This is a genomic window from Streptomyces sp. NBC_00988, from assembly GCF_045162645.1.
Taxonomy (GTDB): Bacteria; Actinomycetota; Actinomycetes; order Streptomycetales; family Streptomycetaceae; genus Streptomyces.
In genome coordinates, this window is sequence record NZ_CP108730.1 from 3,425,572 (window position 1) to 3,437,655 (window position 12,084).

A 12,084-nucleotide genomic window follows, 5' to 3' on the forward strand; every position below is an offset into this window, starting at 1 on the left:
CGTCACAGCACCTTGGAGAGGAAGGTCCGGGTGCGTTCGTGCCGGGGTCGGTCGAGTACGTCGGCCGGGGCGCCCTGCTCGACGATCCGGCCGTCGTCCATGAAGACGACGGTGTCGGCGACCTCGCGGGCGAAGCCGATCTCGTGGGTGACGACGATCATCGTGGTGCCCTGGTGGGCCAAGTCCCTGATGACGTCGAGGACTTCACCGACCAGCTCGGGGTCGAGCGCGGAGGTCGGTTCGTCGAAGAGCAGCAGTCTCGGCTCCAGGGCCAGCGCGCGGGCGATCGCGACCCGCTGCTGCTGCCCACCGGAGAGCTGCTTCGGGTAGGCGTCGGCCTTGTCGGCGAGCCCCACCCGGTCGAGGAGCCGGCGCGCGCTCTCAACTGCCGCTCTGCGGGGGCGCTTCAGCGCGGAGACCGGTGCCTCGATGATGTTGTCCAGCACGGTGAGGTGCGGGAAGAGGTTGAAGTTCTGGAACACGAACCCGATCCGGGTGCGCTGCTTCAGCACCTCGCGCTCACGCAGTTCGTACAGCTTGTCGCCGGAGCGCCGGTAGCCGACGAGCGTGCCGTCGACGCTGATCGTGCCCTGGTCGACCTTCTCCAGGTGGTTGATGGTGCGCAGCAGCGTCGACTTGCCGGACCCCGACGGGCCCAGGATCACGGTGACTTCGCCCGCGCGCACCGCGAGGTCGATGCCCTTGAGCACGTCGAGCGACCCGAAACTCTTGTGGACGGACCTGATGTCGACCATGACGGTCATGGTGTGAATCCCTTGTACTGGCAGCGGAGTTGGCGGTCGGGGGCTACACGGAGGCCCGACACGCGAGGTCCCGCAGGAACGCCAGCACGGCGCGCGCGGTGGCGTCGTTCTGCCGGAAGGCCGGCCCGCCGGTGCGCGGCCGGGTGAAGGCGCCGGGCGTCCGTACGTCGGTGTAGGGCCCGAGCGCGAACCGCCGGGGATGCGGCTGCCCGTCCCGGCCGAGGACCCGCCCGTCGGTGCGGTCCACCCGCAGCAGCCCTTCGGGACTCTCCACCACGGCCCCGTCGGCGTGCAGTTCACGCAGCAGCGGATCGACGGATCGCCCCACCGTGGGCTCCGGCAACCGCGCCTCGACCAGCGCCCGCGCCTCGATCGTCACACCCGGCACGGTCGCGCTCGACGCCCGGAACACCCCGCCCTCGGCGGCTACGGCCATGTCTGCGCCCACGAACCGCACGACGCCGGCCCGGGACAGCGCGAGGAGTTGGCGCAGCCGGGGTCCGGGCGGCCCGGAGGCGAGATAGCTGAAGAAGCCGTGCCACCAGGGTCCGACGTCACCGAGCCGGATCAACTGCCCGTAGACGGAGAGCAGTCCGAGGAAGACGGCCAGGTCGGGGCTGTTGGAGGGATCATGACGGCGGCTCAGATCCCCTTCCACATAAGCCCGTAGCCCCTCCTGGAACTCCTCGTGCGACGCGTAGCGCACCCCGTCCAGCGGGTGGTCGAGTGCCGCGAGGTCGAGCCGGTCGGCGGGGTCGGGCACGGCGGACGCCACGAGGGCCTCGCGGTCCGCCGCCTCACCGGCCGCGTACTTCTCCTCGAAGTCGGTCCAGGCGATGCTCGTCCGCTCGGGGTGCACACCGAACAGCCGGTGGTAGTGCGCGAACCCCAACTCCTTCTCGATCAGCGGCCATACGTCCCGCCGGAAGTCGAACCCCTCCGGCTGCGCAAGTATCGCGTCGACCTCGGCGGGCCCGAAGAACCGTGGCAGCGGCGGCCGTTCACCGCTCCACTCGTAACCGATCTTCGAGTGGTACGGCACTCCGCGCCGCGACCCGACGTACAGCACCGGCTCCTGCCCCGAGGGGACGTAGGTGTCGCCGTCGTAGCGTCCGCCCCTCCCCTCCGTGAGCAGGACCATCAGGTCGACGAAGGCGAGGCCGAAGCCGCGGACGAGGACGGGTTCGCCGGGGGCGAGGGCGGAGAGGTCACTGTCGGCGGTGAAGTCGGGCGGCAGATGGACCAGGTCGTGGGCGCGGGCGTACGCCGCCAACTCCCGCTGGTCCTCGTCCAGTTCGGCGTCGAGGTGGCCGAGGGCGAGGACGACGAGGTCGGCGGGGAGCGGGTTCGGGCTGCCCTCCAGCCAGACCTGCTGGCGTCCGTCGCGCGGGCCGCTGATCCTGAGGGCCCGCTGGGGGTGGTGGTGGACGGTGACGCCCGGCGGGAGCGCGGCCACGGACTCCTCGTGCACCCAGCGCAGGTAGGAGCCCTGGAGCTGGCGGTCGGCGAAGGTGCTGCCCTCGATGGCGGCCCATTCGTGCAGCGTGGGGCCGGGGCGTACCGGACCGTCCATGACCACCGTCTCGTCGGTGAACATGGTGACGTCCTCGGCGTGCGAGTTCATCCACAGCAGCGGCGACTGGGCCGCGCGCCAGATGCGTCCGGCGCCCGGCGGATGGGGGTCGACGAGGTGGATGTCGAGGCCCTCGGGACCTTCAGTGCCTTCGGCGCCCGAACCGGCGTACAGCTCAGGCGCGTTGGCGGCGATGCGCTCGATGAGACCGGTCCCCCGCGGCCCGGCCCCGACGATGACGAGTGTCCGCCTGTCCGCGCTCATCGGGTGCGCTCCGAGCCGCGCGCGTAGTGCTTCTCGACGTAGTACTGGCCGACGCTGAGCACCGAGGTGACGACGGTGTACCAGATGGTGGCGACCATCAGCAGCGGGATCACCTGGTAGGTGCGGTGGTAGACCAACTGCACGGAGAACAGCAGGTCTTGGACGGCGATGACGCTGACGATCGAGGTGCCCTTGAGGGTGCCGATGAGCATGTTCCCGGCGGGCGGCACGATGGAGCGCATCGCCTGCGGCAGCACGATCCGCCACCAGCGGCGCCACCGGCTCAGCCCGAGCGCCTGCGCGGCCTCGACCTGGCCGCGGTCGACGGAGAGGATGCCGCCCCGGACGACCTCGGCGGCGTAGGCGGCCTCGTGCAGGGTGAGTCCGATGATCGCGACCGCGATCGGAGTGAACAGGTTGACGGTCTTCACGCCGAGCAACTGCGGGTACAGCGCCCCGATGTTGAACCAGAGCAGCAGCTGCACCAGGATCGGGATCGACCGGAACAGCCAGACGTAGCCCCAACTGACGCCGCGCAGCACGGGATTGGCGGACAGCCGGGCCGCCGCGAGCAGTGCGCCGAGGACGAAGCCGAGCACCATCACCACGGCCGTCAGCCACAGGGTGAGCCACAGGCCGCGCAGCACGGAGTCCGAGGTGAAGTAGTCGCCGACCACGCCCCACTGGAACGCCTGGTTGCGCACGACGGAGGTGACGGCGAGCCCGAGCAGGATCAGTACGGCGACGGCGGCCGCCCACTGGCCGAGACGGCGCTGCGGGACGATCCGCGGGGCGCCGGCCGGCTCCGGTATGTCCGGTGCGGCGGACGCTTCGGCAAGGGTGTGGGAAGACATGCGAAGACTCCGTGACGTCGGTCGAACACGGGTAATGCCTTCACACGGAACGCCGCGTGGCGCCGTACGGCCGAGCCCCTCAGCAGGCCGTGCACCGAGGGTACGGCGCCGTTTCCCCTCGCTGTCAAGGCTGTCCATACTGTGAGCGGTACGTCTCAAGTCGGTTGACGCCCAACCGGATGCCTGTTCCACTTACTCCATGCATCCACAGCAGTGGCTGGTCAAGCGCTCCCACATCGACTTCGGTCGAGTGTGGTCCTCTTCCTGTTGAGCTGACCCACTGCACGCCCTGATCCCCGGTTCTCCCGCCTGATCGGGCGCTTCTCGCGTTCTCCCCCGCACCTCCCTCCGCCTTCACACGCGCACCCCTCACCCTCCCCTCGGGTTCTGCTCACTCTTGCTCTCAGGAGACCGCACACGATGCGTACGCCCACGCGCACCCGTTATCGGCATTTCGCACCCTTTGCCCTGATCACCTCGGCGGCCCTGCTGCTCACGGCCTGCGGTTCCGGCTCGGACGACGCGAGCGGCACCACGGCGAACGCGGCAGCGGCCAAGGCCGACAAGATCCCCACCACGGACGTCGTCTCGACCATCCCGAAGGACACGGCGGCGGCCAAGCTGCTCCCGTCCGGCACCACGAGCCTGACCGTGGCGGTGGCCGTCGGCGGCACACCACCCGGTACGACCTACCTGGACGACGGCAAGACGCTGACCGGCCAGGACGTCGACTTCGCGGACGCCGTGGCGAAGGTCCTCGGCATCAGGCTCAAGACGGAACAGGCGAGTTTCGAGGCGATCCTGCCGGCCCTCGACAGCGGCAAGTACGACTTCGGCGCCAGCAACTTCGGCGTGACCGACGAGCGCCGCAAGACGATCGACTTCGTCACCTACATCAACGACGGCCAGGGCTTCGCCACCCGCAAGGACAGCAAGCTCGCCAAGATCACCGACCTCAAGCAGCTCTGCGGCCTGAACGTCGCGACCGGAGCGGGCACCACCTTCGAGGCCACCCTTGAGGAGAACAAGAAGGTCTGCACGGACGCCGGCAAGAAGGCGTACAGCGTGCAGACCTACAGCGAGTCCGGCGCGATCTGGTCGTCCCTCCAACAGGGCCGCAGCGACGTCGTGATGTCCACGATCAACGGCCTGCGCTACGCCGTCGCCCAGCAGACCGGCGTCAAGTTCCTCAACGAGTTCCACCGCCTGGACGTCGGCTTCGCCTTCAAGAAGGGCACGAAACTGGCACCGGCGTTCCAGGCGGCGGTGAACAAGCTCATCGCGGACGGGACGTACGACAAGATCCTGAAGAAGTGGGGGACGACGGGTTCGGCGATCGCGAAGTCGCGGATCTCGCCGCCGGAACTGAAGAACTAGGCGTGCGGGGGGCCGAGTTCGCGGACCGGCCCCCTGCTCCCCTATCGCGACAGGGCGGCCGAACGACGACGTGGTGTGGCCCGGACCCCGATCACCCGGTCCATCAACGCCCCCAACACGTCCCGTACAGAGCCCCGTTCACGCGCGTCGCACTCCAGCACCGGCACATCCGCACCCAGCCCCAGCGCCTCCCGCACCTCGTCCACGTCGAACCGCTCCGCCCCGTCGAACCGGTTCACCGCGAGGACGAACGGCGCGCCCTGCGACTCGAAGTAGTCGACCGCGGGGAAACAGTCCTCGATCCGCCGGGTGTCCACGAGGACCACCGTGCCGAGCGCGCCCTCCACCAAGTCGTCCCAGAGGAAGGAGAACCGGTCCTGCCCGGGTGTCCCGAACAGATACAGCGCGATCGTCGGGTCGAGCGTGATCCGCCCGAAGTCGAGGGCGACGGTCGTGGTGGTCTTCGCCTCGACACCCTCCAACGAGTCGACACCGACGGAGACTTGGGTGATCGCCGCCTCCGTGTCGAGGGGTTCGATCTCCGAAATGGCCCCGATGAACGTGGTCTTGCCGACCCCGAGGCCGCCGCTGACCACGATCTTCACGGCCAGCGGCACGATCTTGTCAGAGCGCCCGGACATGGTCCCTGATCCTTTCGAGCATCGGGAGCGGCAGCTCCGCGGGTTGCCGGCAGGCGAGTTGCCCGGCGACGACGAGGTCGGAGATGAGCACCTTGGCCACTCCGAGGGGTACGCCGACCCGGTGCGCCACCTCGGCGACGGTCGTCGGCTGTTCGCACACCGCGACGATGTGGCGCCGCTCGAAGGTGAGCGACGGATCCGGCACGCCGACGGCGACGACCAGCGTCTCCAGCCGCAGATCGGCCTGGAGAGGCTCGGACCGGCCGCCGGTGATGATGAACGGCCGGACGAACGTCGCGTCCTCGTCAGGTTCTACGTCTCTGGGCTGTTCACCGTTCACCGTGGCAACGCCTGCCGCAGATCGGCGATGAGCGTCGGGGTGAGCAGATCACCCGCCCGCTCCGCGAGCACCGCCATCTCGTAGCCGACCAGGCCCAGTTCACCGCTGCTGTCGGCGAGGACGCCGAGACAGCTGCCGTCCCGGATCGCCGAGACGAGCAGGAAACCGCGCCCCATCTCGATCATGATGAGCTTGACCCCGTCGAAGCTGTACCGCTTGGACGCGCTGCGCGCCAGACTGCTCAACCCCGAGACGATCGCGGCGAGATGGTCGGCCTCGGTCCGCCCGAGCCCGTCCGACACGGCGATCAGCAGCCCGTCGGAGGAGACGGCGACCGCGTCGCGTACGCCGTCGGTGCTCTTGACGAAGTTGGCGAGCAGCCAGTTGAAGGTCTGCGAGTCGTGTGGAGTGTCGACAGTGGTCACTTGACGTCACCCTCGTTGTGTCCGGCGTTGCGTCCGGCGGATTTCTTGGCCTTCTCCTTCTCCTTCTCCACGCTGATGCCGCCGCGCATGTGGGCGCTGCGCAGGGTGGAGAGCATTCCGGAGACCTCCTCGGGGCTGCGGTCGGCACTCGGTCCGGTGGGTGCCGGGCGGCTGGGCCGGTCCGTCTCGGTGACGGCCTCCGAAATCGCGCTGCGCCGCGGGCGCTTGACGAGTCCGTTGCGGGTACGGGAGGCGGAGGTGCCGCCCTTGGAGCCGGAGGCCTTGCTCTCGACGGGCTTCGACCCGGCGGCGACGGTCACCGGCTCCACGGCGTCCTCCTCCTTGCGCGGCGCCGGCAGCACCGGCTGGTCCGCGGCCTTGCCCTGCGGAGCCTCCGTCAACAGCCCCGCGGGGATCAGCACCCGGGCGACCACACCGGCCGCCGGTGCCTCGCCGAGCCGTACCTCGATACCGCACTTGCGGGCGAGCGCGCCGACCACGAAGTGGCCCAGGAACCGGGTGGGTTCGGCCATGAAGCTGGCGGTGCCGGAGAGCCGTACGTTGGCCTCGGCGAGGGCCTGGTTGTCCATGCCGAAGCCGTGGTCGACGATCGCGACCAGATACCCGGCGCTGGTGCGCCGCCCCTCGATCTCCACGTCGGAGTCCGGCGGCGAGAAGCTCAGCGCGTTCTCCACCAACTCGGCGAGCAGGTGGGCGATCTCGACGACGACGGAGCCGGTGACGAACGCGGGCTCGATCCGGCGCAGGGTGACCCGGCGGTACTCCTCGACCTCGGACAGCGCGGCGCGCAGCACGTCGTTGACGGCCAGCGGCGTGGACCAGGGGCGGGGGCTGGACTCTCCGGCGAGCACGAGGAGGCTTTCGGCGTTGCGGCGCATACGGGTGGCCAGGTGGTCGAGTTCGAAGAGGTTGGCGAGGGTCGCGGGGTCGGCGTCCTCGTGCTCCAGCTTGTTGATGAAGCTGATCTGACGGCGCACCAGGTTCTGGTTGCGACGCCCCAGGCTGACCAGGGAGTCGGTGGCGTTGCGCCGCAACACAGCCTGCTCGGTGGCGAGTTCGAAGGCGGACCGCTGCACCCGGTCGAACGCGTCGGCCACCTCCCGCACTTCGGCTCCCGCCTTGTCGGCGACGGCGAGCGGAGCGGGCGGCTTCGGCGCCGCCCCGGACGACCCGTCCTGTACGGCGGCCACGGCCTGCGGCAGCCGGCTCCCGGCCACTTCCCGTGCCTGCCGGGCGAGTTCGACGAGCGGCGTGGAGACGGACCGTACGCAGTCGAGGGCCAGCGCGCCGAGCGCGACGACCGTGGCGAGGGCGAGCAGCAGGAACAGCAGCAGGTCGCGCTGGGCCGAACTCTCCAACTGGGCGGCGCGGTTCTCGACATCGGTGCCGAGGGTGATCTGGACGTTCCGCATCCCGTTGATGGTGGAGGTCATGGAGTCCCACCAGGCCATGGGCGGGATCGCGCTCGACTTCAGCTTCCCGGTGCCGTGCACCGCCTTGCTCTCGTACGCCAGCGCGCGCTCGGCGTCGGGCGTGGTCAGGGCGGTGTTCAGGCGCCGTTCCTGTACGGCGGTGGCTGACCGGGGGAAGGCGTCGAGGGCGGCGAGGCGTCCGGCACGGATCTCCATGAACCGGCTGTAGTCGTCGCCGCGGAACTTCCCGGCACGCACGGAGCCGAGCACGATGGCGCGCTCCTCGCCGGTGAACTCCTTGGCGTTGCCGAGGACTTGGAGCGCCTGGTAGGCGTCGCGCAGGTTGCCGTCGTGGACGTCTTCGAGGCCGAGGTCGAGCCGGTCGAGGACGGTGATCGTGGTGGTGAAGTAGTCGAAGGTGTCCTTCACCACACCGGTGCCGTCGTCGGCGTCCTTGCGGATGCCGACGAGGCCGTCGAGCCGGCCGAGGGACTCGCGCACGGAACCGGCGGCGGAGTCCTCACGCCCCTTCAGGGCGACGTCCAACTGCTCGCGCGCGGCGTCGGTCGCCTTGCGCTGCGCGGGGAGCTTGGCGCTGAACTGCTGGACGCCGCCGACGTATCCGGTGGTGAGCCCGCGCTCCTTCTGCAGTTCGTGCACGAGTCCCTGGAGGGTGATTTCCAGGCGGGCGTTGTCGGCGGTCGCGGAGGCGTTGCGATAGGCGGAGATCTGGTCGGCGGCCGCGATACCGAGCAGGGCGAGCAGGACCGCGAGGGCGAGGACCAGAATCCTCAGCAGCCTGGTGCGGATGCTGGTGGTCGCTTTTGTTGTGACGTCCACTGAAGTGCCTTAAGTGGGTGGCGAGTTGATCGGGGTTGATCAGGGTCGATCAGGGATCGAACCCGGGGCAGAAATGGTTCTGCTCCCGCCCAACGACACGCACGGCACACCGGTCACCGGATCATGTTTTTGTTTTACCGCCCTGAAACAGGATCATGGCCGACCTCGCAGGTCGGCCATGATCCTCAAGTAGCGCGTATACAACGGCGGTGACGACCCGTCACGGTCAACAGGTCGCGGCGCCCGGCATATTCAGCAGTCGCAGCACGACAGACATTCACAACATTCGCAGCATTCGCACGCGTCACAGCACGAGCAGTCGCAGCTCGAACAGCATCCCTCGCGCCGCCGCCCCGACCACGGCCCTTCGAACTCGTCGGCGCAGCACACCTTGCAGGTGCAGCACAGCCCGAGGGCTACGGCACACCCGGCCCAGAACCCGCGCCCGTCGGGCCGCGGAGGCTCACCGCCGTAGGGATGGCCGTCGTGCCGCGGATCGCCCGGCAGGTACGGAGTCCGCGGCGGCCCGAACGCGCCCTCCGGTCCATGCCCGCACGACTGGGTGCCGAAGGCCCGGTCCACCGAGCGCCCCAGCTCGTGCGCGAGGAGCAGGTGCGCCAGCTTGCCGTCCACGAACTCGGCCTCCCGCAGCGCGAGCCGTATCCCGTGCAGCGCGTCGTCGGCGAGCCGGCGGGCCTCGGTGAGCGGGGTGCCGGTCGCCGTGAGGGGGTTCCAGGCGCCCGCCGCGGCGTCGGTCTCCTTGTCCTCCACGGCGTCCAGGAGATGCGCGAGCCGCCCGAAGAGGCGTCCGGCCTCGGCCAGCGGTACGGCGTTGCCGGGCCGTCCGGCCAGGACCGCGGTGTGCGCGAAGGCGGCCGCCGTGGCGGTCTCGGTCGGTTCGGTGACGGTCAGGATCGGCGTCCCGGGTCCGGCCAGGGACTCGATGCCGAACTGCCGCTCCACGGCGTCGACGAGTACGGCGGCGTCGAACCCGACCGCGGAACCGGTGCGCGCCCCGGCCCGCCCCCAGCTCCCGGCGACCCGCCGCGCGGCCAGCGCCACCGGCCTGCGGGCCAGCAGGCCGTCCCCGTCGGCGACATGGTCACGCACCTTGGCGGAGGCGAGCACCAGCGATACGGCCGCCGCGAGCCGCGCCCCCTCGCCCTGGGCGACGGACGCGGTCCGCATCCCGCGCAACGGGCAGGGCCCGGCCGTACGACGCCATCCACCGCCCGCCCGCTCGACCTGAGCCTCCGTCAGGACCGAGAGGAGCAAACCGTCGTAGTTCGTGACAACCCTCGCGAACTGCCCGTGGTCCCCGCGCAGCGCGAGACACAGCCCGCACAAATGCGCCATCCACTGGGTCTTGAGGTTCTCACCGAGTCTGTGACTGCAGGGCCGGACCATTCCGAACACGACAACCCCCCGTGGCGTGAACGACATCTGACAGGGCATCCGGAGTTCGATATGGCATCTGACCGGGCGTTGAGCAGCCGCTTCGTATCGACCACCCCGTTCACCCGTACGCACCAGCCGTCACCCGGACGCCGAGAAGAATCATATTTCACTCTCAGTCAGCAGCCTTGTCCAGCAACACCCTTGATACACGGGGGCCCTCGACGTATTGGCTGTGCACCAGTAGCGTCACAAACCCCCCGCGCGGCGTCTATCCACTTGGCGCGCGATCCGCATCATGGATGACCATAGGGATGCGGAAAGCAAGTAAGACCGCTGTGAGAGGAGGCGTCCATGGGATCGGTACGCAAGGCAAGTGCTTGGCTTGGACTCGTTGACGACAACGATGACGAGCGCTACTACGACGACGACTACTCCGAAGGGACCGAGCAGCCCGGGGATGCCTGGGTCACGGATCCGCGGGTGAAGGTGGCCGAGGACGTCGCCGAGGTGAAGGGCCGGCGGATCGGCACGGTCACCCCGGACAGCTTCCGCGACGCCCGCGCGATCGGCGAGCTGTTCCGGGAAGGGGTTCCGGTGATCGTGAACCTTACGGCGATGGAGGCGACCGACGCCAAGCGCGTGGTCGACTTCGCGGCGGGCCTCACCTTCGGCCTGCGCGGCACGATCGAGCGGGTCGCGAACCGTGTCTTCCTGCTGACCCCCGCCAACACGGAGATCGTCAGCGGCGACCCCGCCGTGCGCCGTGAGGACGGGTTCTTCAACCAGAGCTGAGGCAGGGCCGCTCATCGGCCCTGCCTCCCGCAGGGTTGAACAGGGCTTCGGGTCTTCCTAGCGGAAGGCGTCCAGTCCGGTGAGCGCCTTGCCCAGCACGAGCTGGTGCATCTCGACGGTGCCCTCGTACGTGAGCACCGACTCCAGGTTCGTCGCGTGCCGCATCACGGGGTACTCCAGTGAGATCCCGTTGGCACCGAGGATCGTCCGTGCCGTACGACAGATCTCGATGGCCTCTCGTACGTTGTTCAGCTTGCCGAAGCTGACCTGCTCGGGACGCAGGCGCCCGGCGTCCATGCGCCGCCCCAGGTGATGGGCGAGCAGAATCCCCTTGTGCAGTTCGACCGCCATGTCGGCGAGCTTGGCCTGGGTGAGCTGGAAGCCGCCGATGGGCCGCCCGAACTGCTCCCGCGTCTTCGCGTACGCGACCGCGGACTCGAAGGAAGCGCGCGCCGCGCCCATCGCACCCCACACGATTCCGTAACGGGCGTGCGACAGACAGCTGAGCGGACCCTTCAGCCCTACGACCTCCGGCAGCACGGCGTCGGCGGGCAACCGCACGTCGTCGAGGACGAGTTCGCTGGTGACGGATGCGCGGAGTGACCATTTGTGCTTGATCTCGGGCGCGGAGAAACCGGACACGTCCGTCGGTACGACGAACCCGCGGATCCCGTCGTCGGTCTGCGCCCATACGACGGCGACGCCGGCCACCGACCCGTTGGTGATCCACATCTTGCGGCCGTTGAGGACCCAGTCGCCGCCGTCGCGCTTGGCGTAGGTGCGCATGCCGCCGGGGTCGGATCCGTGGTCGGGCTCGGTGAGCCCGAAGCAGCCGATGACGTCACCGGAGGCCATGCGCGGCAACCAGGTCTGCTTCTGCTCCTCGCTCCCGAAGCGGTGGATCGCGTACATCGCGAGGGACCCCTGCACCGACACGAGCGACCTGATGCCGGAGTCGGCGGCCTCCAACTCCAGGCAGGCGAGCCCGTATTGGACGGCGGAGGCCCCGGCACAGCCGTACCCGTCGAGCGACATCCCGAGGGCCCCGATACCGCCCAACTCCCGGGCGAGCTCGCGAATCCCGGGCAACTCCCCCTTCTCGTACCACTCCGCGACATACGGCAACACCCGGTCCGCGGCCCACGCCCGGACGGTGTCCCGGATCGCGAGGTCCTCGGGGTCGAGCAGGTCGTCGATGCCGAGGGGGTCGGCGGGGTCGAAGGGGGGCAACTTCGAGGACGCAGCCATCACACAGCCTCCGGCACTAAAAACTATCACCGCTAGTTACACAACGGCCCCGACGTTACGACGCCCGGTGTCACGAGTCCAGCGCATCGCACCCTGCCAAACCATTCCCACCCGCCAACGGCACCGGCCGACGGC

The 12,084-nt window shown here is 69.4% G+C and carries 11 protein-coding genes; 2 read left to right on the top strand and 9 right to left on the bottom strand.

Annotated elements, in window-relative coordinates; genetic code table 11:
• Positions 1-2: 2 nt before the first annotated feature.
• The 3 genes from OG496_RS15540 to OG496_RS15550 are packed head-to-tail and all read right to left on the bottom strand — an operon-like array spanning position 3 to position 3,455.
• Complete coding sequence (locus tag OG496_RS15540) at positions 3-764, bottom strand: amino acid ABC transporter ATP-binding protein (RefSeq protein WP_405971272.1); 762 nt, start codon at positions 762-764, stop codon at positions 3-5.
• A 43-nt stretch (positions 765-807) separates the two neighbouring features.
• Positions 808-2,601 carry an FAD/NAD(P)-binding protein gene (locus OG496_RS15545; protein ID WP_405971273.1) on the bottom strand — a complete coding sequence of 598 codons (1,794 nt, stop codon included), beginning with the start codon at positions 2,599-2,601 and terminating at the stop codon, positions 808-810.
• Positions 2,598-3,455: an amino acid ABC transporter permease gene (locus OG496_RS15550; RefSeq protein ID WP_405971274.1), complete on the bottom strand. Its 858-nt coding sequence runs from the start codon at positions 3,453-3,455 to the stop codon at positions 2,598-2,600. Before OG496_RS15550 ends, OG496_RS15545 begins: the two co-directional genes overlap by 4 nt.
• Before the next feature lie 420 nt (positions 3,456-3,875).
• Here OG496_RS15550 and OG496_RS15555 point away from each other — a divergent pair, with 420 nt between their 5' ends.
• Positions 3,876-4,832: an ABC transporter substrate-binding protein gene (locus OG496_RS15555; protein ID WP_405971275.1), complete on the top strand. Its 957-nt coding sequence runs from the start codon at positions 3,876-3,878 to the stop codon at positions 4,830-4,832.
• Positions 4,833-4,873: 41 nt separating this feature from the next.
• Here OG496_RS15555 and OG496_RS15560 read toward each other — a convergent pair whose 3' ends face one another.
• The 5 genes from OG496_RS15560 to OG496_RS15580 form a co-directional block, all read right to left on the bottom strand.
• On the bottom strand, positions 4,874-5,473 hold the full coding sequence (locus OG496_RS15560) for an ATP/GTP-binding protein (protein WP_366497848.1): 600 nt from the start codon (positions 5,471-5,473) through the stop codon (positions 4,874-4,876).
• Entirely contained in the window at positions 5,457-5,813 is a 357-nt protein-coding gene (locus OG496_RS15565; protein WP_019059289.1) for a DUF742 domain-containing protein, read from the bottom strand. Before OG496_RS15565 ends, OG496_RS15560 begins: the two co-directional genes overlap by 17 nt.
• Positions 5,810-6,238, bottom strand: coding sequence for a roadblock/LC7 domain-containing protein (locus OG496_RS15570; protein WP_033286269.1), 429 nt, complete (start codon positions 6,236-6,238; stop codon positions 5,810-5,812). The genes OG496_RS15565 and OG496_RS15570 overlap by 4 nt, the downstream gene beginning before the upstream one ends.
• Positions 6,235-8,511, bottom strand: coding sequence for a nitrate- and nitrite sensing domain-containing protein (locus OG496_RS15575; RefSeq protein WP_405971276.1), 2,277 nt, complete (start codon positions 8,509-8,511; stop codon positions 6,235-6,237). Before OG496_RS15575 ends, OG496_RS15570 begins: the two co-directional genes overlap by 4 nt.
• Positions 8,512-8,763: 252 nt before the next feature.
• A complete protein-coding gene (locus OG496_RS15580; RefSeq protein WP_405971277.1) occupies positions 8,764-9,927 on the bottom strand; it encodes a DUF5685 family protein in 1,164 nt (387 codons plus the stop codon).
• A gap of 333 nt (positions 9,928-10,260) precedes the next feature.
• Between OG496_RS15580 and OG496_RS15585 the strand changes: the two genes are divergently transcribed.
• Positions 10,261-10,701, top strand: a complete 441-nt coding sequence (locus OG496_RS15585; RefSeq protein ID WP_019059292.1) for a cell division protein SepF — start codon at positions 10,261-10,263, stop codon at positions 10,699-10,701.
• A 57-nt stretch (positions 10,702-10,758) separates the two neighbouring features.
• On the opposite strand, the gene OG496_RS15590 is transcribed toward OG496_RS15585, so the two are convergent.
• On the bottom strand, positions 10,759-11,949 hold the full coding sequence (locus OG496_RS15590; protein ID WP_405971278.1) for an acyl-CoA dehydrogenase family protein: 1,191 nt from the start codon (positions 11,947-11,949) through the stop codon (positions 10,759-10,761).
• Positions 11,950-12,084 lie beyond the last annotated feature (135 nt).

Coding starts and splice junctions, on each gene's coding strand:
- OG496_RS15540 (WP_405971272.1), bottom strand. CDS start 764: ATGACCGTCATGGTCGACATCAGGTCCGTCCACAAGAGTTTCGGGTCG.
- OG496_RS15545 (WP_405971273.1), bottom strand. CDS start 2,601: ATGAGCGCGGACAGGCGGACACTCGTCATCGTCGGGGCCGGGCCGCGG.
- OG496_RS15550 (WP_405971274.1), bottom strand. CDS start 3,455: ATGTCTTCCCACACCCTTGCCGAAGCGTCCGCCGCACCGGACATACCG.
- OG496_RS15555 (WP_405971275.1), top strand. CDS start 3,876: ATGCGTACGCCCACGCGCACCCGTTATCGGCATTTCGCACCCTTTGCC.
- OG496_RS15560 (WP_366497848.1), bottom strand. CDS start 5,473: ATGTCCGGGCGCTCTGACAAGATCGTGCCGCTGGCCGTGAAGATCGTG.
- OG496_RS15585 (WP_019059292.1), top strand. CDS start 10,261: ATGGGATCGGTACGCAAGGCAAGTGCTTGGCTTGGACTCGTTGACGAC.
- OG496_RS15590 (WP_405971278.1), bottom strand. CDS start 11,949: ATGGCTGCGTCCTCGAAGTTGCCCCCCTTCGACCCCGCCGACCCCCTC.